We start from the raw sequence: 19,819 nt of genomic DNA, 5'->3' as shown, positions 1-19,819 counted from the left end.
AACCAGCGCGTTCCCCCTCCTCGTGCCCGGCAGGCCATGAGCGGACTTCCTTCTCCACTGGTCGTAGTCCGCTCCCTTTCCTGGCCGGACCCCAGGTGCGTGTAGCCTCGATCGCGGAGGACCACGCCCTGGGGGGACGCCTTGGATTCCAACACCTCGGATTCCGCTGCCTTGGATTCGACCGCATGTGATTCCACTGTGGACTCGACGGTGATCGGTGCCTACCTCGATCGCCTCGGGATCACCGGTTCGCGCGCGCCGGACGCCGAGTTCCTGCGTGAGCTGCAGGAACGGCACCTGCTCGTGATCCCGTTCGAGAACATCGACGTGCACCTGGGCGTGCCGATCCGGGTCGGCCCGGCGGCGGTCGCGAAGGTCGCAGGCGGGCGGGGTGGCACCTGCCGCGAACTCAACGGCTCGGCGTTCCCCGCGCTGCTCACCGCCCTGGGCTACCGGCCGGTCCTGCTGGGCAGCCAGGTGTTCGTCGACGGCACCCCCAACTTCCCGTTGGCGCACACCGTGATCCGCGTCGACTGCCCCGACCCGTGGCTGGTGGACGTGGGTTTCGGCCGCGACGCCCCGCGTTTCCCGCTGCGGCTGAACGTGCGCGGCCCGCGGACCGACCCGAACGGCGTGTACGAGTTCGTCGACGGCCCCGACGGCCAGGTGGACCTGCTGCGCGACTCCGCGCCCATGCTGCGCGTCGACCCACGTCCGCGCGCGTTGGCCGAGTTCCTGCCGGTGCTGCGGTGGTTCGAGACCGCGCCGCAATCGCCGTTCCGCACGAGCCTGTTCTGCACCCGGCTGACCGAACACGGCCGGGTCACCCTGCGCGGCGACCGCCTGTCGTGGACCGACGGCGAACACCGCGACTCGGTGACCCTCGGCTCCGACGCGGAGATCACGGCCGCGTACGCCGAGCACTTCGGCATCACCCTGGAGCGACTACCACGCATCCCCGACCGACCGGAGGACACATGAGCACGCCGGTACCCGAGTCCCACCACGACATCCTCGCCGCCAAGGGCCTGGCGTTCCTGGCGACGGTCCGCGACCAACGGCCCAACGTGAGCCCCACCTGGTACCTGTGGGACGCCGAACAGGGCCACCTGCTGATCAGCCTCACCGACCGCAGGCAGAAGTACCGCAACCTGGTTCGCGAACCGCACGTCGCGGCCTGCCTCATCCCGCCGGACGACCAGTACCGCTACATCGAGATCCGCGGCCGCGTCGAGTTCACCCCCGACACCGACCACGAGGTGGTCGACGCGCTCGCCCTGAAGTACCTGGGCCGCGAGTCCTACGAGCACAACCCCGAGGAGGGCAACCGCGTGGTGGCCAGGGTGGTGCCCGACTACGTGCGTTGCCGCTAGGCGGCACAGGAACGCCACAGCGACCGCACAGCTGTCTCATCTGGTCCGACCCGCGCCGACGCCGATGCACCGGACGTCAGCCGAGCCGGAAGGACCACACCATGTCGCAGACCCCCGAGCAGCAGCCCGAGTCGACCCCCGAGACCGTCGCCTCCGACGCCGCCACCCCTGAGACTGTCGCTCCTGAGGCCGTCGCCCCAGTGGCGGAGCAGGCCACCAGCGGGTGGACGCCCGTCGTGCCACAGGAGCGGGCGCCGCGCCGGTTCGGTCGTGCGGTGGTCGCCGCTGTCGCCGCAGGTCTCCTCGTGGTGGGTGGCGCCGCCGGGTTCGCCCTCGGTCACGGCACCGCCGACCGTGGCCCGAACACCGCCATCAGCCGTGAACTCCCGAACGACGGCCAGCGGCCCGACACCGGTGAGCGGGGCTCTGCCGGTGACCAGGGCCGTGGGACGCCGCCGGGCATGACCGATGGCGAACATGGCCGCCCGGGTCGCGGTCAGGGCGAGCGGACGCGCCAGGACGACAGCGGTAACTGAGCGGGTGACAAACGAGCGCGGTGGGACCACCTGGACGCCAGGGGGCCCGCCGCCCCGGTGATCTAGCCGCGTTGGAACACCTTGCGGCCCGCGAACCAGGTCTCGACGACGCCGGTGTTGGCGACCTCGGAGATCGGGGACTTGAACGGGTCGCGGTCCAGCACGATGAAGTCAGCGGACTTGCCCGGGGTAAGAGACCCGGTGACGTCGTCGACGCCCATCGCGCGGGCGCCGGAGAGGGTGAACGCCTCGATGGCCTCGCCGAGGGAGATGGCCTGCTCGGCCCACAGCGAGCCGCCGAACACCCCGTTCGGGTCCTGCCGGGTCACCAGGCCCTGGATGCCCTCCCAGGCGTTGGGCGACTCGCTGACCGGCCAGTCCGACCCGCCCGCGACCAGCGCCCCCGTGTCCAGCAGGGACCGGTTGGGCTGCATCCGGGCGGCGCGCTCGGCGGGCAGCACGTTGGCGATCGCGGTCGGGATGACCCCGGGCACCCACAGGAACGGCGAGATGTCGGCCGACACCCCGAGCGCGCCGAAGCGGGCCAGGTCGTCGGCGTGCACGAACTGCCCGTGCGCGACCTGGAACTTCGTGTCGGCGAACCCGGCGGCGCGCACCTCGGCCACCGCGTCCAGGGTGGCCCGCACGGCCGCGTCCCCGGTGCAGTGGATCTTCGCGGACAGGCCTGCCTCGGCCGCCGTGCGCAGCCAGCCCGCGAGTTCGGCGGGCGGCATCGTGGTCGTGCCGTGGAAGCACGCGCCGTGGGCCTCGTCGGGCAGGTAGGGCTCGAGGAACGCGGCGGTGCGGGTGGGCGGCACCCCGTCGAGGAAGATCTTGACGAAGTCCGGCCGGTGGTGCTCGCTGCGGTAGCGCTGGGCCAGCTCGATCAGCGGCAGGCCGATCGGGTCGAACCCGAAGATCGGGTCGTTGATCAGCAGCGACGACACCACCCAGGCGTCGAGCTGCCCGGCGTCGTCCAGGGTCTTGAGCGCGGTCAGGATGTCGACCGACACCCCGGCGTCCTGGAACGCGGTGATCCCGTAGGAGTGCAGGATCTCGATCCCGTGCCGCGACGCGCGCGCGTGCTGCTCGCCGGTGAGCTTGCGGCTGTCCTGCGTCGCGCGCTCCACCAGCACGCCCGCGGCCTCTAGGAGCACTCCGGTAAGAGCGCCGGTGGCTGGGTCACGCACGATGACGCCACCGTCGGGGTCCGGTGTGTTCTCGGTGATCCCGGCCAGCTCCAGCGCGCGGGTGTTGACCCACTTGTTGTGCCTGCTGTCGTCCGACAGCGACACCGGCCGCCCACCTGCTGCCTCGTCCAGCGCCTGCCGGGCCGACTCCCGGGACAGCGCGTCGACCAGCGTGGACGCCCACGCGCCGCCGACGACCCACTCGTCCGCTCCGAGCCCGCGCGCCCAGCGGCGGACGGCGTCGAGGATGCCCGCGAAGTCCAGCTCGCCGCCGAAGGTCAGCTCGAACAGCTCGGCGCGACCGGCCAGCGCGTGGTGGTTGTGCACGTCGACCAGGCCCGGCATGACGAACGCGCCGCCGAGGTCCCTGACCTCGGTGTCCGGTCCCCGCTCGGCGTCGTCGAAGCCGGTGACCCGCCCGCCGGTGATGGCCAGGGCGGTCGCCAGCGGCCGCGTCGCGTCCACCGTGTGGACGGTCGCGTTCGTCAGGATCAGGTCAGCGGCCAAGGTGTGCACTCCTGGTCAGCGGTTCCACGGGTCCCGCCAGTGTTCGGGTGGCCGGACCCGGGCAGAACGCCTGCGTGCGTGGTCGTGCCGCACCGGACAACAAGGGTGCGCTGAGGGCCAACTGCCTGCCCACCCGGTCCACACTGGACTTGATTGGCCCCGCGCGCCCGTCGCGGGCATGCTTCTGCGCCGTGGAGCACCTGGATGTGGTGATCGTCGGCGCCGGGCTGTCAGGGATCGGGATGGCCTGCCACCTGCGGGTCCGGCGGCCGGGGACGACCTACGCGCTGCTGGAGGCGCGGGCGGAGACGGGCGGCACGTGGAGCCTGTTCCGCTACCCGGGCGTGCGGTCGGACTCGGACATGCACACCCTGGGCTACCGGTTCCGGCCGTGGGCGCGGGCGGAGACGATGCCCGGGGGAGCGGAGATCCTGGACTACCTGCGTGACACCGCGCGCGAGTACGGGGTGCTCGACCACGTCCGGCTGCGGCACCGGGTGATCGCGGCGAACTGGGACTCCGCGCGGTCCCGCTGGGAACTACGGGTGTCGCGCGGCGGCGACGAGGTAGAGCTGACCTGCTCGTTCCTGCTGATGTGCGGCGGCTACTACCGCAACGACGGTGGGTTCCGGCCTGAGCTGCCCGGCGTCGAGTCGTTCGACGGACCGGTCGTGCACCCGCAGGACTGGCCCCAGGACCTCGACTACACGGGTAAGCGCGTCGTGGTGCTGGGCAGCGGCGCGACCGCGGTGACCCTGGTGCCCGCGCTGGCCCGCGACGCCGCGCACGTGACGATGGTGCAGCGCTCACCCAGCTACGTCCTGTCCCTGCCCTCGGCCGACGCGCTGGCCCCGAAGCTCGCCCGGCTACCCGGCGGGATCGGCCACCGGCTCACCCGGTGGCGCAACATCGCCACCGCCATGGCGTTCTACCAGCTCAGCCAGCGGTATCCCCGGCTCGTGCGGCGGGTCCTGCGCAAGGCGACCGCGGCCGCGCTGCCGCCGGGCTATCCGGTGGACGTGCACTTCAACCCGCGCTACGGGCCGTGGGACCAGCGGATGTGCATGGTCCCCGACGGCGACTTCTTCACGGCCGTGAGCTCCGGCCGGGCCAGCGTGGTGACCGACACGATCGCCGGGTTCACCGCCGACGCGGTCCGGCTGACCTCCGGCGAGTCGGTGCCCGCCGACATCCTGGTGACCGCGACCGGGTTCAACCTGGGCCTGTTCGGCGGGGCGGAACTGTCGGTGGACGGCAGGCCGGTGCGCACCACGGAGACGATGACCTACCTGGGCATGATGCTGGCCGGGGTGCCGAACATGGTCTACGTGCTGGGGTACACCAACGCCACCTGGACGCTGAAGCTCGACCTGGTCGCCAACTACCTGGTCCGGCTGCTGCGGCACATGTCCGACAAGGGGTTCGACGTCGCCACGCCCGCCGCGCCGCCGCCGGAGGTCACCGAGGAGCCGTTCGTGAACCTGACCGCCGGGTACGTCCAGCGCGGGGCCGCCGAGCTGCCCAGGCAGGGATCGCGGCTGCCGTGGCGGCCGACGATGAACTACGTGCTCGACACCATCACGCTGCGCCGCACGCCGATCACCCGGGCGATGACCTTCAGCCGCGCCCGGACGCCGGATCAGGCGCTGCCGCCACCAGTTCCTCGGGGGCGGTGAGGCGCCACGCCTCGAAGACCAGCTCGGCCAGCTCGTCGTGGTCGATCCCGGCGAGGTCGACCACGACCCAGCCGAAGCCCCCGGCGGTGAACTGGACCTCGAACACCTCCGGGCGTTCGGCGACCAGGGCCAACTGCTCGGACAGGGTCTGCTTGAGGCCGACGGTCTGGGTGCGCGGCCAGTGGTAGCCGAACTTGCGACCCACCACGCCGAACGAGCTGTAGGTCGACCCCTCCGACCTGGTCACCTCGGGCAGGGCACCGACGATCGCGAAGAACTCCTCCCCGGTGACGCCCGTGCGGCGGGTCTTCCTGCCGCGCTGCGGCGATGTACCGCCTTGTGCCGATGTCTTGCGCTGTGCCGATGTACCGCGCTGTGCCGACGTACCTTGCTGTGCTGACGTACCGCGTGCCGCCATGGACCACTCCCTCACTCGCGGGCGGGAGTATAGGGAGGCGCACCGACAGCCAAGGCCCGCTCGAGCCCGTCGAGGATGAGGTCGAGGCCGAAGGTGAACTCCTGGACGTAGGCGTAACCGGTGTCCTCGGCGTAGCGGGCGGTCAGCTCGGCCAGGTACGGGTACTGGTTGGTGGGGAACTGGGCGAGGATCGCGGTGGCCAGCTCGGTGGGTGCTTCCTCGCTGTCGAAGGGCAGTGCCTGCTCCTGCACCGCGAAGCCGTAGATGTAGGCGTCGAGCACCGAGAACGCGTGCGCGGCCAGGGCCAGCGGGAAGCCTGCGCGACGCAGGGTTCCGAGGACGGCGTCGTGGTGGCGCACGGTGGCGTCGCCGGGGGAGGTGCGCGAGCCGACCAGGCGCAGCGCCCAGGGGTGGCGGTTGAGGGTGTCGCGCAGCGAGTGGGCGCGGACCTGCATCGCGGTGCGCCAGTCGGTGTCCTGGGGGAGCTGGATCTCGGTGTAGACGAGGTCGGTCATGCCGTCGAGGAGTTGCTCTTTGTTGGCCACGTGGTGGTAGAGCGACATGGCCTCCACGCAGAGCGCCTGGCCGAGCTTGCGCATGGTCACGCCGTCGATGCCGACCGCGTCCGCGAGCTCGACACCCGCGGCCAGTACCTGCTCACGGGTGAGCCTTGTCCGTTTGTCTGCCACCGTCGCACTCACTTCCGGGTGTCACCGCTGGTCACGCTTGACATTCTTACACCGTAAGGCGCACTCTTACATCGTAAGTTTACAACGTAAGGGTTCGCGGCGGTGTGCTGTGAGGTGCGGTTCCGCGGTGAGGAGAGAGTCATGCGAGCGGTCGTCCAGGACGAGTACGGCGAGGCCCACGACGTCCTGCGCGTCGCCGAGATCGAGCCACCCGCCATCGGCGATGACGAGGTGCTGCTGCGGGTGCACGCGGCGGGGGTGGAGCGTGGCACCTGGCACCTGATGGCGGGGTTGCCGTACCCGGTGCGCGCCGCGACTGGTCTGCGCGCGCCCAAGACGCCGGTGCGCGGTCGCGAGGTCGCGGGCCGGGTCGAGTCGGTCGGGGCTCGGGTGGAGACGTTAAAGCCAGGCGACGAGGTGTTCGGCATCTGCGAGGGCGCCTTCGCCGAGTTCGCCCCGGCCAAGGCGGCCAAGGTGGTGCTGCGCCCGGACAACGTGACCCCGGTGCGGGCCGCCGCGACGACGATCTCGGCCCTGACCGCCCTGCAGGGCTTGCGTGACAGCGCGAAGCTCGAGTCGGGTCAGCACGTCCTGGTCATCGGCGCCTCGGGTGGGGTGGGCAGCTTCGCGGTGCAGATCGCCAAGGCCTGGGGCGCGCACGTCACCGGCATGTGCACCACCGGCAAGGTCGACCTCGTCCGCGACCTGGGCGCCGACGACGTCCTCGACCACACCAAACAGGACATCACCGACGGCGGCCGCCACTACGACGCCATCATCGACACCGGCGGCCACCGCACCCTCCGCCACCTCCGCCGCGCCCTCACCCCCCGAGGCTGCGCCGTCATCGTCGGCAGCGAAACCGGCGGCCGCCTCCTCGGCGGCTTCCAACGCGCCCTGTGGACCCCCTTCATGTCCCTGATCACCTCCCAGCGCTTCACCGGCCTCATCAGCTCCGAGAACACCGCCGACCTCCAGGAACTAGCCACCCTGCTGTCCGCGGGCACCATCACCCCCACCATCGACCAAACCTTCCCCCTGGACCGCACCGCCGACGCCATCCAGCACCTCCAAGACGGCCGAGCCCGCGGAAAGGTCGTGGTAGTCATCTGACTCCCCACCCACCCCGCACCCGCGCGCTCACGGCCCAGGGGTCGCCGCAGTACCCGAAAATCGGGCAGATATCCCTGACCTGCGGGTTCCGTGTCAGCCGTGACCGGGCTGGTGCTCGCCGTCTGCCGGATCCGGCTGGGATGGTGTGCCGAAGACGAGTTCGTCGTGGCGTCCGCACAGAAGGCGGATCTTGTGGCGGCGGCCGGGGAGCTTCTCGCCGCTGACGGCGGTCATGCCGCAGATCCAGCACCGTCCGCCGCCTCCGATGACTCGTACGACTCCGGCCACTGGTCCCTCCTTGCGCGCGGCTGACTCTCGTGTCGATCGTGACCTGCGGCCGGGCGGCGGTGCACGCCGAGTACTCGGCGCGGACGGGTGACAGGCTGGGCTTTTTGTGGGCATCGTGCTTCACTCGACCCATGCCCACAAAAAGCCCACTTGAGGACGAGGTTGTGGACGCAGTCGCGCGGCTGCTGCGACGCGGGTTGCCGGTAACCCTGGCGGTGGTGGATCCGGTGCTGCTGGAGCTGCGCGGCGTGCTCGCGCGAGCGGCGGATCCCGGTGACGAGGCCAGCCGGATCGCGGCGCTGGACGGCACGCTGCGGGGTCTGCTGGCCCGGTTCCCGGATGCCCGGTACGCGGCAGCGGCGCGGGCGTTGTTCGGCCTGCCGCCTGCCATCGCGGGGATGAACCTGACGGTGCGGCGCGCGCTGGCGGCAAAGCAGGCCGGGCACGAGGTGCACCACTTCCGCAAGCGGGTCGAGCCCAAGCTGCTCACGACGCTGGCCGCGGAACTGCTGGCCGATGCGGACCGGTTCACCCGCTCGCCACTGATCGCGCCCCGGCTCGCGCCCGTCTTGGCCCGACAGCCGGTGCTCGCCGACCCGTTCGCTTGGGAAGTCGCCGAGCAGGAGGAACAGCTCAGCCTGTTGTGGTCGGCGGTCTACGCTGCCCGCGCCGAACTGCTCGCGGTGGAACGGCTGATCAGCCTGCGCGCGGAACACGTTGACGTCATCCGCGCGGCAGTGACCGCCGCCTGGCGCTGGGCAGGCGCCCGCGCGGAGGCGATCAGCTACACCACGGCGTTCGCCCCGGACCTCGCCGTCGACGAGCTGGTGGCGCTGGCCGGGTGGACCCCGGTGCTGACCCCCGCGCAGGCCTCGCGGCTGACCGAGGCCGCCGCCGGTGGCATGAGTCGCGAGGAGTTCGTCGCGCACCTGCACGGCGAGACCGGCCTGGGCAACACCTGGACCGAAGGCTTCCTGGCCGAACTCCCATCCCCCGGGCAGGCCAGGACTGTCGCACGCACCTCCTGTTCCGACTGAACCCGACCAGAACGGATGACCGTGACCAGCATCATTCCCGACCTGTCCCACGCGCTCGCCGCCGCGGCGGCCGGGCCACCGCGCCGCTACGTCATCACCGGCGGCCCGTCCTCGGGCAAGGACGACCTGATCACCGCGGTGCACGCCGCTGGAATCCCGTGCATGGTCGACGAGCCGGGCCGCGAGATCTACCGCAAGCACCGCGAGCGCCTCGGCCGCCACTTGCTCCGCGAGGACCGGCACGAGTACTCGCTGGAGGTACTGGAGGCGTTCGTCGCCGAGTACACCGCGCACGTCCACGGGATCCGCTTCTACAACCGGGGTATCCCGGACGGCTACGGCTGGGAGGGTTTTTTCGGCCTCAAGCCCACCCCGGAGCTGGAGGAGGCCACGGCGCGCTTCCGCTACAACGCGATCTTCGTGCTGGACCCGTTGGACACCTTTGAGGACCCGGACGACATTGTGTGGGCCAAGGACCGGGAAATCCGCCGGGTGCACGAATTGGTCGTGCAGGGCTACTACGACGCAGGGTACGAGCCGGTGTTCGTCGCCGCTGACGCGGCGGCGGCGCGGCTGGACTTCATCTGCGCCAACCTGCGTTTGCCCAAACCCGGCCGAGGGGTGTGAACCCTCTGTCGCGCAACGGAAATCCCGCGCTGCTCGTCTCTCCGAACAGCATCCTGGCGAACGCGCTGCTGCGCTCGATCGACTTGCTCCGGCCGCGTGTGCTCGCCGCCCGGCCGAAGCGGATCGAGTTCGTAGTGGGCACGCAGATCAACGGCGCCCCGCACCTCGGGACGAACCTCGTCCAGACCGCCGCGTTCCTGCTCGCCAAGATTGCCCGCCGGGAGTTCTCCATCGACACCGTGGTGCGGTTCGGCGCGCTGGACAACGCCCCGCACACCGTCGACCTGGACCCGGAAACCCACCACGCCTATCAGAAGACCTACTTCCATGCCCTGGGCGAAGACCAGATCGGCGAGCTGATCGAGGGCTACTACCAGGCGTTCTTCCGCTCGCTGTCAGACGCCACCGACACCGAGTACGCGGTGGAGACCTACACCGACCAGCAGGCCAGGCCCGGCTTCCGGGCGGAGTTCCTGCGCACGCTGGAACGGCTGGAGGACATCCGCTGGTGGATGGCACCGTCGCACGGGGTGGTGCACATCCGGGTGCCGTGCCCGGACTGCGGATGGGCCGAGAAACGCGCCGACCGCACCAAGCTCGCCCACCTCGACGAGGATGGCGCCACCTTCACCGCGGTGTGCATGGACCACGGCGGCTACGAGGTGCACATCGACCCCGAGGACGACGCGCCCTACCTCGACCTGGCCACGCTGTACCGGAATCTGGTCAAGGAACGCGCGTTCGGCCGGGATACCGATGTGCTGCACGTGATGCTCAAGGGCGGTGACTGGGCGTTTGGCTGCCAGCTCGTCGACGGAGCCCTTGGCGCGCTTGGGACGCCAGCCGCGCAGATGCCGATCCGGGTGTTCACCCCGCAGGTGCTCGCTCCGACCGGCGCGAAGCTGTCAAAATCGCTGCTGCGCGAGCAGGGGCGAGCGGCGCTGCCGCCCGACGTCGAACCGTGGATGCTCGACACCACCGCCTGGCCCGGCAGCGTGGACGACTACGCCGACACGCTGGTGTGGCTGGTCGGTGAACTTCTCAAGGACCCCAAGCACTTCTTCCGCTCGTTCACCGTCAAGGAACTCGGCCGACTCATGACCCAGCGCCCCGCCGAACCCCTCGTCCGCGCCCACGAGATGGGCATCTACAAGCGGTACTTCGACCTCATCGCCACCGGCCGCAAGACCACCGAGATCCGCGTCAACGACTCCAGTCGCCGCAACATCAAACCCGGCTCGTTGATCCGCTTCAACTGCCAGGGCGACAACGTGTTGACCCGTGTCACCAAGGTCGCCCGCTACACCTCGTTCGAGGAGATGTTCGACTACGAGCCGGTCACCGCGGTCAACCCCACCGCTACCCGTGAGGACCAGCTCGCCAACATCCGCCAGATCTACCCGCCCGAACGCGAAGCACTCGGCGTCGTCGCGATCGGCATCGAGCTCGTCGATCCCCCACGGCCCGCCTGACCAGCATCAGGTGCCACCGATCACCGACCCTGCGAGGCACGTAGGTGCCGTTGGGGTGATCTGTCCAGTGTGGACTGCGGGATGCCGCAGGATCGTGGTGCCGAGTCGTTCGATGCGGCCGACACCGGCCGTTTGGGCATCTCTGGGTGAGGCTCCGATGGCCACACCTCGCGGGGGTGGGGGTTGCGCTTCGGGTGGGTCGTGGCTAACGTACAACCGTGTGGTTGTAGATCAGTTCGGTGGGGATGCGGCGGATCGGGTGTTTCACGGTTTGGCCGATGCCACGCGGCGGGACATCGTCGAGCGGGTGCTCCGGGAGGAGCAGTCGGTGTCGGCGTTGGCTCGTCGGTACGCGATGAGCTTCGCGGCGGTGCAGAAGCACGTCGCCGTGCTTGAGCGGGCCGGGCTGGTGAGCAAGACGCGGCGTGGGAGGGAGCAACTCGTGCGGGGTAACCCGGACATCCTGCGCACGGTGGCCAGGCTGCTGGAGTCCTACGAGCAGATCTGGCGGCACCGTGCCCGGGCCATCGACGACATCCTGGCCGAAGACGACGATCCCGAGAGGACCTGACAATGGCTGTGATCAGCACCAACAAGGACACCGAGGCGTTGACGATGACCTTCGTCGCGGAGTTCGGCGCGCCGGTGAAGCGGGTTTGGCAGGTGTGGGCGGACCCGCGTCAGCTGGAGCGCTGGTGGGGGCCGCCGACGTGGCCCGCGACGTTCACCGAGCACGAGTTCACCGAGGGCGGCCGCTCGGCGTACTTCATGACCGGCCCCGAAGGTGAGAAGGCCGCGGGCTGGTGGCGCATCACCACCCTGGACGCGCCGAACCGCCTGGAGTTCGAGGACGGCTTCGCTGACGACGACGGCAACCCGGTCTCCGCCATGCCGTCCACCACCTCGGCCATCACCCTGGAGGCCATCGACTCCGGCACCCGGATGACCTCGGTGACCACCTTCGCCACCCTGGCCGACCTGCAGAAGCTCTCCGAGATGGGCATGGAGGAGGGCATGCGCTCGGCCATGGCCCAGATCGACACCCTGCTCGCCGAGGACTGACCCGGGCCGCGGGTCCCTCCCTGCCACGCGGGGAGGGACCCGGCCAGCAGGGCGGGCGATCAGTCGCCGCCGCCACCACCGCCGCAGGACGAGCCGCTGCTGCACGAGGACCCGCCGCCGCTGCTGCACGAACTGCCACCGCCGCACGAGGAACCGCTCCCGCACGACGAGCCGCTGCCGCAGGACGAGCCACCGCAGGACAGGCCCGCGCCGCAGCCGCCACCACAACTTGACCCCGAGCGGGTGCGGGATCGGCGCGGACGCTGCTTCAACGTCGAGATCACCGTCCCCGGCAGACCCAGGACCTTCCACACGCGACGGCCGCTCAGGGTCCCCAGGAGGCCGTGCCGCGCCACCAGTTCGATCCGGTTCGACTTCGTCGCCATCGCGTCCAGCTCGCGCAGCGCCAGCCGACCGGTGCTCGTCAACGGCCGGGCCCGGCGTCCCAACCAGACCGCCAGCCCGATCCCGGCCACGACCCCGACCGCGCCCAGCCAGAACGGCAGCCATCCGGCCACGGCCGCGACGAACACGGCGACCACCCCCGCCAGCGCCAGCAGCCGGGACCACCGAGCCGCCGAGCGTGCCGCCGGTGAACGCAGGTAGCCGCGGGCGATCAACCCGTCCCGCAGGTCCCGCGCCGCCGAGCTGTCCGCTGCCACCGTGATCAAGCCGCGCAAGGGCATCGGCGCGGCCCCCAGCACGACGTCCTCCAGTGCCGTCGCCGGGCGCCGCATACCCGACACCGGGCTCAGCACTCCGTCCCGCGAATCCCGTAGCGCGCCGGACCCGAGCAGTGACACGACCGCTACCTGTACCGCCCGCGCGGGTCCCGCCGCGAGGACGCCCAGCTCCTCGGCCCGCAACTCAGCGACCACCATGCCCCCCTCGGCCGCGAGTCAGCGGCCCGTGCTGCCGTCAATCAGTTCACGGAGGATATCCGCGTGCCCCGCGTGCCGGGCCGTTTCCTCGACCATGTGCGTCAGGGCCCACCGCACGCTGGGGGCAGCACGGCTCGACCGCGGCCGGGGGACCGGTGCGTCGAGGTCGTCGCAGCGGTCGAGCACGGCGTTGGCCTCCTCGATCGACGACCGGTAGCGGGCCACGACGTCGGCCACGGTGTCGGTCGGCGCGGCCTGGAACGTCGCCTGCCAGTCGGTGACCTCCTCGCCGAGGAACAGCGAACGCTCGACGTGGGTCAGGTGGTTGAGCAGGCCGAGCAGGTTCGTCCCCGAGGGCACCAGCGCTGTCCGCACGTGCGGCTCGGGCGCTCCCACGACCTTCGCGGCGACCGAGGTCCGCAGGTAGTCGAGGAAATCGCGCAAGCCCGCGGTCCGGGGTGGTCTGGTGTCGCGGCGGGGCATCTCGGCTCTCCGATCACTTGTGGACGGTCAGTGTCGCCGTCCCCGCGCTGAACCGGCACGGGATCTTGCGGTTCTGGCAAGATGGCCGGGGTGGACCGCACAACGGACGACGTGCTCGGCGCGGTCGGGCCCCGGCTGCGCGCGTTGCGGCGGGATCGCGGGATCACCCTGGTCGACCTCGCGGCGCGGACCGGTGTCTCCGAGAGCACCCTGTCGCGCCTGGAGAGTGGGCAGCGCCGCGCGACCCTGGAGTTGCTGCTGCCGTTGTCGCTCACCTACGACGTCCCGCTCGACGACCTCGTCGGCGCCCCGCGCACCGGTGACCCCCGCATCCACCTCAAACCGATCCACCGCTTCGGCCTCACGTTCATCCCCCTGTCGCGGCGACCCGGCGGCGTGCAGGCGTTCAAGATGCTCATCCCGGCCCACCCGGAACCGCTGGAGCCGACCCCGCAGACCCACGACGGCTTCGAGTGGCTCTACGTCCTCAACGGACAGCTGCGGCTGGTGCACGGCGAACGCGACCTGCGGTTGCCGCCCGGTGAGGCCGCCGAGTTCGACACGTCCCTCCCGCACTGGCTCGGCAGCGCCGATGGTGGAGCCGTCGAACTCCTCATCCTGTTCGGACAGCACGGAGTACGCGCGCACGTGCACCGCTGAACCCCGGGACCGAAGGCCCTGGTCCCCGTAGCCCTCGGGCTCTGTGGGCGTGCGCGGGCGAGGGTCACTGTGGTGGTAGGCAGGAGAGGAGCCGACATGACCACCACATCGCACTGCGAGGACACCGGCCACCGCAGCGACCAGGACATCCTGGACGAGATCGAAGACGTCGCCCTCCCCTCGATCGCGGGCGTGGACACCAGCCTCGTCCGGGCCGCTGTGGACAACGGCAGGGTCCTGCTCGTCGGCAGGCTCGATTGGGACAGCCAGGCACCCCTGGTCGGCCACGTGGTCGCGGGCGTGCCCGGGGTGGTCGCGGTAGCCAATCGGATCCGGTGCACCTGGGACGACGTCACCCGGTTCCCCCGCCACCCCCACCTGCCCCGCCTGTGGCCGTGGCGCTGCTGAAGCCGGTCCCCACCTGCACATCCTTGGCTGTTGCGCCGTTGTCGCGTGCGCACATGAGCACCTATATTCGCCGGGAAGCCAGGGGAGGGAGCGGCCGTGTCCGTGCTGTCGAACCGCACCTACCGGCGGTTGCTCGGCGCCCAGGTGATCGCGCTGGTGGGGACCGGCCTGGCGACCGTCGCGCTGGGGCTGCTGGCCTATGAGCTCGCCGGGGTGGGCGCGGGCGTCGTGCTGGGCGTGGTCCTGGCGGTGAAGATGATCGCCAACGTCCTGGTGGCTCCCTTGGCGGCGGCGGTGGCCGACCGGGTGGGGCGACGGACGTTGCTCGTGTCGATGGACCTGGTGCGGTGCGCGGTCGCGGTCGCGCTGCCGTGGGTGGACGCGGTGTGGCAGGTGGTCGTGCTGGTCGCGGTGCTGCAGGTGGCCGCGGCGACGTTCACCCCGGCGTTCCAGGCCGTCATCCCCACGGTACTGACCGACGAACGCGACTACACCCGCGCGCTGTCCTTCTCGCGGATGGCTTACGACGTCGAGGGCGTGGTCAGCCCGGTCCTCGCGGCCGCCTTGCTGACGATGATTAGCTTCTCGTGGCTGTTCGTCGGGACCGCCGCGGGGTTCCTGATCTCGGCCGCGCTTGTCCTGTCTCTCACGCTGCCCGCTCGCGATGCTGACTCGACCTCGTTCGCCGAGCGCGCGCTCAAGGGCGTCCGCGTCTACCTGCGCACCCCGCGCCTGCGTGCCCAACTCGGCCTCAACCTGGCCGCGGCCGCTGGTGGCGCGATGGTGCTGGTGAACACAGTCGTCCTCGTCCGCGCCGAACTGCACCTGGGGCCGTCCGCCGTCGCGGTCGCCCTCGCGGTCTTCGCCACGGGCTCGATGACCGCCGCACTCGCCCTACCCCGGGTACTCGACCGCCGTCCGGAACGCGCAGTCATGATCCGTGCCTGCGCGGCCCTCGTGGCTCTGATGGCGGTCGGCGCCGCGACGTTCTGGCTGGTCGGCGTGCGCTGGGTGCCACTACTCGGCCTGTGGGCACTGCTCGGTGTCGCGTACTCGGCCGTGCTCACCCCGGTCGGCAGGCTGATCCGGATATCCGCGCACCCCGGCGACCTACCAGCCCTCTTCGCCGCCCAGTACGCCCTGTCCCACGCGCAATGGCTCGGCACCTACCTGCTCGCGGGCCTACTCGGCACCCTGCTCGGCCCCGCCCTCACCCTGGCCACCCTCACAGCCCTAGCCGCCGCAGGTCTCCTCCAAGCCACCCGAACCTGGCATGGCCCCGACACCGTCGAACACACCCACGCCGATCTCCCCGTTCATCACCCCCACCTCACCAACGCCACCCCGTGCTCCACCGGCTGGCGCCACACCCACCGCTTCGTCATCGATCGCACCCACCACCGCTGGCCCACACCCGCCAGGTAGCCCTACCGACCGCAGCACGACGGCCCTGTGGGAGCCGCAGGTCCTGAGTGGACCTGCGGCCTCGCGGTCTACAGGTGGACGGGGGAGTGCGCGGTCGCGGCTTGGGCCGTGCTGCGGGGCATGAACAGGAACGTGAGCACCGCGCCGAGGAGCGAGATGGCGGCGCAGGTGATGAGGACGATGTTCATGCCGTCGATGTAGGCGGTGTTGGCGCTCTCGGCCAGGTTCGGGAGACCGAGGCGTTGGGCGACGGCCAAGGCGCCACCGAGGGAGTCGTGGGCAGCGGTGGCGGCGGCCGGGGGGAGGCCGGTGGTGTTGACCTTGTCGATGTAGATGCCGGACAGGAGGCTGCCGAGGAGGGCCACCCCCAGGGCGCCGCCCGCCTGGCGCAGGGTCATGGTGATGGCCGTTCCCGAGCCCGCGCGTTCCGGCGGGAGTACCGCCAGGACGGCGTCCATAGACGGGGTGAGCGCCGAGCCGATCCCCAGGCCCGCGATGACGAACCAGGTGGCCGCGTGGCCGAAGCCGCTGCCGATGTCCGTGGTGGCGCCGAGGCCGAGGCCGACGGCGGTCAGCGCGAGGCCGACGGTGATGGGGATCCGGTGGCCGATCTTGTTCGCCACCCGGGTGCCGACGCCGACCCCCACCACGAAGCCGCCGATGAGCGGCAGCAGGCGCAGGCCGGTGTTGAACGCGTCGTGCCCGAGGACGAACTGCAGGTACAGCGGGACCACGAACAGCAGACCGAACAGCGCGAAGCTGACCAGCGTGGCGTTGGCGTTGCCCCAGCTGAACTGCCGGTCGCGGAACAGCGCCAGGTCGATCATCGGGTGCTCGACCCGGTTCTCCCACCACAGGAACCCGACCAGCACGACCACGGCGCCCAGCAGCGCGGTCAGCACGAGCGGGTCGGTCCACCCCCGGTCCGGTGCCTCGATCGCGCCCCAGACGAACGCCAGCAGGCCGACGATGGACAGCAGGCCGCCGACCAGGTCGGCGCGGCGCGGTTCGGGGTCGCGCGACTCGGGCAGCAGGACCGCGACCGCGGCGAGCGCGGCGACGATGATCGGGACGTTGACCAGGAAGATCGAGCCCCACCAGAAGTGGTTGAGCAGGTAACCGCCGATGATCGGGCCGAGCGGGATGCCCGCGCCCATGCCCATCACCACGATGGACAGCGCCTTGCCGCGCTCGGCCGGGTCGAACAGCACGGCGATGGCGGCGAGCGTGGTCGGCATGATCATCGCGGCGCCCACGCCGAGCGCGGCCCTGGCGATCACCACCCAGGTGACGTCGTCGGCCCAGGCGGCGAGCAGCGAGGCGCAGGCGAAGACCACCAGGCCCGCCAGCAGCACCGCCTTGCGCCCGTAGCGGTCGGCCACCGCGCCGATGGGCAGCATCAGGCTGGCGAACATCAGGATGTAGGCGTTGACGATCCACTGCAGCCCGTCGGTGCCGGTGGCCAGCGCGGTGCTCAGCGTCGGCAGCGCGACGTTCATGATCGTGATGTCGAACCCGATGGTGAGCACCGCGAGGGTCAGCGCCCCCAACGCCCACCACCGCGCGCCGCTGGCCGATCTGGCCATGGTCGAACCCCTTCCCCTTGGTGCGCGCCGGACGCCGCACAGTCATATCCACGCTAATCGATATGTCGAAACATGCATATGACCCGGTCGGGTCAGCCGGTCTCGAGGTGCGCCTTGAGCCGGTCGAGCGTCACCCGCATGGCCGCCCGGTTGTGCGTCGCGCGGTCGGCGATCCCGGACACGACCACGGCGATGCCGCGCATGAGGGCGCCCCGGTTGTCGTGCCACACCTCGGTGACCACCGTGCCGCGCCCGTCCCGGACCGGCTCGAGCCGGTAGCTCCACGAGGCGATGGGCAGGCCGATGGCGCCGCTGTCGAAGGCGAACGCGGTGTCGGGCACCAGTTCGGTGACCACGCAGTGCGTCGTCCACCGCCGCACGCCGCGCCGGTTGTGCCCGGAGAACCGGCTGCCCGGCGCCAGCGAGCCGTCGCGCAGCACCGTCGCCCCGGTGCACTCCGGGCTGAACCGGCCCCACGCGGCCACATCGATGATGGTGGCGAACACGACCGGTGGTGGTGCGGCGATCTCGACCGTCTCCTCGACGTGGACCTCGCGTGGCATGTCCTTCTCCTGACTCAGAGCAGCGTCCGGTAGCGGCCGGTGTGGCGCACGAGTGGCGGCGCGGTGCCGACCTCGGTGTGCCGCACGGCGCCGATCACGATGGCGTGGTCGCCCTCGTCGTGTCGGCGGTGCGGGGTGCAGGTGATCCAGGCGGACGCGCCCGCGACGACGGGCACGCCGTCGACCTCGGCGGTCAACGCCTCGAGGGACCGTTCGGTGCGGGGGCCCGCGAACAGGTCGGCGAGGTGGTGCTGGTCCGCGCCGAGCACGCTGATGGCGAAGGGCCCGCTGATCATGGCAGGCGCGGTGATCATGGAGGGCGCGGTGAGGTGGCGCAGCATGGGGGAGCCCAGGCGCAGGCAGAACAGCACCAGGGGCGGCTCGAGCGAGAGGGAGGTGAGGGTGCCGATCGTGGTGGCCCAGCGCTGTGCGCCCGAACCGGCGGAGACGATGCTGACGCCGGTGGGCAGCGAGCCGATGGCCGCGCGGAAGGCGGGGGCCGGGGCGGCGTGGGTGGATCTCATCACCACCACCACGGGCAGAGGTCGATCATCCAGTTGAGGGTCAGGGCGAGCGCCGGGATGACCGGGAGGGCGGCGCCGCCGAGCTGGATCGCGCGCGAGCAGAGCTTGTTGCAACATCGGGATGGGCCGCGCAGGGCGGCCAACCGCACCGCGAGCGCGGTACCGCCCGCGGGCATGCCGGTCACCGGTGTGGGGATGTCGCCGAACTCGGTCAGCGCCATCAGCGTGGCGGGCGCCCCGGCCCTGCGCCGGGCGGAGCAGTCCGCGCACAGCTCGAGGAACTCGCTGACGCGGGTGGACAGCACCGCCGCGCAGGTGGTCGGGAACGAGCGGGCCATGGCGGTCCCGAGCTGGGCGACCAGGTGGTGCCGTTCGCGCAGGTGCGCCTGCTCGTGGGCGATCACCGCGCGCAACGAGTGCTCGTCGAGGGCGTCGATGGCGCCCTGCGACATCACGATCCGCCCGGAGAAGACGCACGGGACGCTGTAGGCGAACAGGCGCTGGTCCGGGATGACCGCCACCCCTGGTTGCCCGGCGTGCTCGGTGGCGAACAGGTCGATCAGCATCTCGTGCCGTCGCCGCCGCCGCCGCGCGACCCGGTTGATCGCCCAGAGCTCGCGCCCGACCCGCGCGCTCGCCCACAGCGCCAGCGCCGCGCCCAGCACCGCGGCCGCGGTGACCGGCAGCAGTTCCGCCGTCGACGAGTGCGGGTCGGCCGCGAGCATCACCAGCGCGCCGACGGCGGCCAGCGGGACCGCGAGCACGGCGCCGACCCACAGGGCCAGCGCGCCGCACGGTTCCCGGCGCACCCAGTGCAACCGCGTGGTGATGACCGTTGTCGCCAGGCACGCCACGACCATCGTCGCGGCAACCAGAAGCAGCGCTCCCATATCCCCCTCGGACCCCTCTTCGTTGAGGCGGGCCCCCGCTCCGCCGTGCGCGCTCAGTCGTCCAGCGCCTCCCGCAGCGCCGCCCTGTCGTCCGCCCCGAGCTGGTCGACGAAGCGGACCAGCACTCCCGTGTCGCCCGCCGCCACCCCGAGGGCGTCGGACAGGAGCTCGGCGAACAGTTCGTCCCTGGTGGCGACCGCGCGGAACCGGTGCGCCCGTTCAGCCCGTTCCTGCGTGACCAGCCCCTTGCGGGCCAGTCGTTGCAGGGTGGTGAGCGCGGTGGTGTACGCGATCGTTCTCGCGGTCTCCAGCGCCTCGTGGACCTCGCGGACCGTCAGTGGGCGCCCCGCGTCCCACAGGCAGGTCATCACCGCTCGTTCAAGATCGCCCAGTCGAACCACCCGGTCATCG

Annotated in this window: 24 protein-coding genes; 14 read left to right on the top strand and 10 right to left on the bottom strand. The window is 71.1% G+C overall.

What is annotated here, in order from left to right:
- Window positions 1-198 precede the first annotated feature (198 nt).
- The 3 genes from LV79_RS15630 (at window position 199) to LV79_RS15620 (ending at window position 1,909) form a co-directional block, all read left to right on the top strand.
- Entirely contained in the window at window positions 199-981 is a 783-nt protein-coding gene (locus LV79_RS15630) for an arylamine N-acetyltransferase family protein (protein WP_253837133.1), read from the top strand.
- On the top strand, window positions 978-1,373 hold the full coding sequence (locus LV79_RS15625) for a PPOX class F420-dependent oxidoreductase (RefSeq protein WP_253837131.1): 396 nt from the start codon (window positions 978-980) through the stop codon (window positions 1,371-1,373). The genes LV79_RS15630 and LV79_RS15625 overlap by 4 nt, the downstream gene beginning before the upstream one ends.
- 101 nt (window positions 1,374-1,474) lie before the next feature.
- Window positions 1,475-1,909 (top strand): hypothetical protein, encoded by a 435-nt coding sequence (locus LV79_RS15620; RefSeq protein WP_253837129.1) that lies wholly within the window; start codon window positions 1,475-1,477, stop codon window positions 1,907-1,909.
- Window positions 1,910-1,971: 62 nt separating this feature from the next.
- Here the strand turns inward: LV79_RS15620 and LV79_RS15615 are convergent, their stop codons facing one another.
- Window positions 1,972-3,606 carry an amidohydrolase gene (locus tag LV79_RS15615; protein ID WP_253837127.1) on the bottom strand — a complete coding sequence of 545 codons (1,635 nt, stop codon included), beginning with the start codon at window positions 3,604-3,606 and terminating at the stop codon, window positions 1,972-1,974.
- Between the two features lie 191 nt (window positions 3,607-3,797).
- Here LV79_RS15615 and LV79_RS15610 point away from each other — a divergent pair, with 191 nt between their 5' ends.
- Window positions 3,798-5,282: a flavin-containing monooxygenase gene (locus LV79_RS15610; protein WP_285470118.1), complete on the top strand. Its 1,485-nt coding sequence runs from the start codon at window positions 3,798-3,800 to the stop codon at window positions 5,280-5,282.
- Here the strand turns inward: LV79_RS15610 and LV79_RS15605 are convergent.
- Window positions 5,224-5,550 carry an MmcQ/YjbR family DNA-binding protein gene (locus LV79_RS15605; protein ID WP_253838518.1) on the bottom strand — a complete coding sequence of 109 codons (327 nt, stop codon included), beginning with the start codon at window positions 5,548-5,550 and terminating at the stop codon, window positions 5,224-5,226. The genes LV79_RS15610 and LV79_RS15605 overlap by 59 nt on opposite strands.
- A 161-nt stretch (window positions 5,551-5,711) precedes the next feature.
- Window positions 5,712-6,389 (bottom strand): TetR/AcrR family transcriptional regulator, encoded by a 678-nt coding sequence (locus tag LV79_RS15600; protein WP_253837125.1) that lies wholly within the window; start codon window positions 6,387-6,389, stop codon window positions 5,712-5,714.
- 141 nt (window positions 6,390-6,530) lie between these two features.
- On the opposite strand from LV79_RS15600, the gene LV79_RS15595 reads away from it, so the two are divergent.
- From LV79_RS15595 to LV79_RS15565, 7 genes are all read left to right on the top strand, one after another.
- Entirely contained in the window at window positions 6,531-7,502 is a 972-nt protein-coding gene (locus LV79_RS15595) for an NAD(P)-dependent alcohol dehydrogenase (RefSeq protein WP_253837123.1), read from the top strand.
- 99 nt (window positions 7,503-7,601) lie between these two features.
- Window positions 7,602-7,814: a hypothetical protein gene (locus LV79_RS15590; protein ID WP_253837121.1), complete on the top strand. Its 213-nt coding sequence runs from the start codon at window positions 7,602-7,604 to the stop codon at window positions 7,812-7,814.
- A gap of 140 nt (window positions 7,815-7,954) precedes the next feature.
- Window positions 7,955-8,827, top strand: a complete 873-nt coding sequence (locus LV79_RS15585) for a hypothetical protein (protein ID WP_253837119.1) — start codon at window positions 7,955-7,957, stop codon at window positions 8,825-8,827.
- A gap of 21 nt (window positions 8,828-8,848) precedes the next feature.
- Window positions 8,849-9,454 (top strand): AAA family ATPase, encoded by a 606-nt coding sequence (locus tag LV79_RS15580; RefSeq protein WP_253837117.1) that lies wholly within the window; start codon window positions 8,849-8,851, stop codon window positions 9,452-9,454.
- Window positions 9,451-10,926, top strand: a complete 1,476-nt coding sequence (locus LV79_RS15575; protein ID WP_253837115.1) for an ASCH domain-containing protein — start codon at window positions 9,451-9,453, stop codon at window positions 10,924-10,926. Before LV79_RS15580 ends, LV79_RS15575 begins: the two co-directional genes overlap by 4 nt.
- A gap of 220 nt (window positions 10,927-11,146) precedes the next feature.
- Window positions 11,147-11,497 (top strand): ArsR/SmtB family transcription factor, encoded by a 351-nt coding sequence (locus LV79_RS15570; RefSeq protein WP_253837113.1) that lies wholly within the window; start codon window positions 11,147-11,149, stop codon window positions 11,495-11,497.
- A gap of 2 nt (window positions 11,498-11,499) precedes the next feature.
- A complete protein-coding gene (locus LV79_RS15565) occupies window positions 11,500-11,988 on the top strand; it encodes an SRPBCC family protein (RefSeq protein ID WP_253837111.1) in 489 nt (162 codons plus the stop codon).
- Window positions 11,989-12,047: 59 nt separating this feature from the next.
- On the opposite strand, the gene LV79_RS15560 is transcribed toward LV79_RS15565, so the two are convergent.
- Both LV79_RS15560 and LV79_RS15555 read right to left on the bottom strand, forming a co-directional pair.
- Window positions 12,048-12,866, bottom strand: coding sequence for a TIGR04222 domain-containing membrane protein (locus tag LV79_RS15560; RefSeq protein WP_253837109.1), 819 nt, complete (start codon window positions 12,864-12,866; stop codon window positions 12,048-12,050).
- Between the two features lie 21 nt (window positions 12,867-12,887).
- Window positions 12,888-13,352, bottom strand: coding sequence for a DinB family protein (locus tag LV79_RS15555; protein WP_253837107.1), 465 nt, complete (start codon window positions 13,350-13,352; stop codon window positions 12,888-12,890).
- 90 nt (window positions 13,353-13,442) lie between these two features.
- Between LV79_RS15555 and LV79_RS15550 the strand changes: the two genes are divergently transcribed.
- The 3 genes from LV79_RS15550 (at window position 13,443) to LV79_RS15540 (ending at window position 15,845) form a co-directional block, all read left to right on the top strand.
- Complete coding sequence (locus LV79_RS15550) at window positions 13,443-14,012, top strand: helix-turn-helix domain-containing protein (RefSeq protein ID WP_253837105.1); 570 nt, start codon at window positions 13,443-13,445, stop codon at window positions 14,010-14,012.
- A gap of 96 nt (window positions 14,013-14,108) precedes the next feature.
- Window positions 14,109-14,420: a BON domain-containing protein gene (locus LV79_RS15545; protein ID WP_253837103.1), complete on the top strand. Its 312-nt coding sequence runs from the start codon at window positions 14,109-14,111 to the stop codon at window positions 14,418-14,420.
- A gap of 96 nt (window positions 14,421-14,516) precedes the next feature.
- Entirely contained in the window at window positions 14,517-15,845 is a 1,329-nt protein-coding gene (locus LV79_RS15540; RefSeq protein ID WP_253837101.1) for an MFS transporter, read from the top strand.
- Window positions 15,846-15,913: 68 nt separating this feature from the next.
- Here LV79_RS15540 and LV79_RS15535 read toward each other — a convergent pair whose 3' ends face one another.
- The 5 genes from LV79_RS15535 to LV79_RS15515 form a co-directional block, all read right to left on the bottom strand.
- Complete coding sequence (locus tag LV79_RS15535) at window positions 15,914-17,431, bottom strand: DHA2 family efflux MFS transporter permease subunit (protein ID WP_253837099.1); 1,518 nt, start codon at window positions 17,429-17,431, stop codon at window positions 15,914-15,916.
- 92 nt (window positions 17,432-17,523) lie between these two features.
- Window positions 17,524-17,994 (bottom strand): SRPBCC family protein, encoded by a 471-nt coding sequence (locus tag LV79_RS15530; RefSeq protein ID WP_253837097.1) that lies wholly within the window; start codon window positions 17,992-17,994, stop codon window positions 17,524-17,526.
- A gap of 14 nt (window positions 17,995-18,008) precedes the next feature.
- Window positions 18,009-18,518 carry a flavin reductase family protein gene (locus LV79_RS15525; RefSeq protein WP_253837095.1) on the bottom strand — a complete coding sequence of 170 codons (510 nt, stop codon included), beginning with the start codon at window positions 18,516-18,518 and terminating at the stop codon, window positions 18,009-18,011.
- A complete protein-coding gene (locus LV79_RS15520) occupies window positions 18,518-19,408 on the bottom strand; it encodes a M56 family metallopeptidase (RefSeq protein WP_253837093.1) in 891 nt (296 codons plus the stop codon). Before LV79_RS15520 ends, LV79_RS15525 begins: the two co-directional genes overlap by 1 nt.
- A 53-nt stretch (window positions 19,409-19,461) precedes the next feature.
- On the bottom strand, window positions 19,462-19,809 hold the full coding sequence (locus tag LV79_RS15515) for a BlaI/MecI/CopY family transcriptional regulator (protein WP_285470126.1): 348 nt from the start codon (window positions 19,807-19,809) through the stop codon (window positions 19,462-19,464).
- Window positions 19,810-19,819 lie beyond the last annotated feature (10 nt).

The organism is Actinokineospora globicatena (genome assembly GCF_024171945.1).
Classification (GTDB): domain Bacteria; phylum Actinomycetota; class Actinomycetes; order Mycobacteriales; family Pseudonocardiaceae; genus Actinokineospora; species Actinokineospora globicatena.
Note: the sequence above shows the minus strand (reverse complement) of the source record. Positions and strands in the feature narration are given on the sequence as shown.

Bases quoted from the DNA above. Each gene is read 5' to 3' on its own strand.
- LV79_RS15625 (WP_253837131.1), top strand. From the start codon at position 978: ATGAGCACGCCGGTACCCGAGTCCCACCACGACATCCTCGCCGCCAAG.
- LV79_RS15620 (WP_253837129.1), top strand. From the start codon at position 1,475: ATGTCGCAGACCCCCGAGCAGCAGCCCGAGTCGACCCCCGAGACCGTC.
- LV79_RS15595 (WP_253837123.1), top strand. From the start codon at position 6,531: ATGCGAGCGGTCGTCCAGGACGAGTACGGCGAGGCCCACGACGTCCTG.
- LV79_RS15565 (WP_253837111.1), top strand. From the start codon at position 11,500: ATGGCTGTGATCAGCACCAACAAGGACACCGAGGCGTTGACGATGACC.
- LV79_RS15555 (WP_253837107.1), bottom strand. From the start codon at position 13,352: ATGCCCCGCCGCGACACCAGACCACCCCGGACCGCGGGCTTGCGCGAT.
- LV79_RS15545 (WP_253837103.1), top strand. From the start codon at position 14,109: ATGACCACCACATCGCACTGCGAGGACACCGGCCACCGCAGCGACCAG.
- LV79_RS15535 (WP_253837099.1), bottom strand. From the start codon at position 17,431: ATGGCCAGATCGGCCAGCGGCGCGCGGTGGTGGGCGTTGGGGGCGCTG.
- LV79_RS15530 (WP_253837097.1), bottom strand. From the start codon at position 17,994: ATGCCACGCGAGGTCCACGTCGAGGAGACGGTCGAGATCGCCGCACCA.
- LV79_RS15525 (WP_253837095.1), bottom strand. From the start codon at position 18,518: ATGAGATCCACCCACGCCGCCCCGGCCCCCGCCTTCCGCGCGGCCATC.
- LV79_RS15520 (WP_253837093.1), bottom strand. From the start codon at position 19,408: ATGGGAGCGCTGCTTCTGGTTGCCGCGACGATGGTCGTGGCGTGCCTG.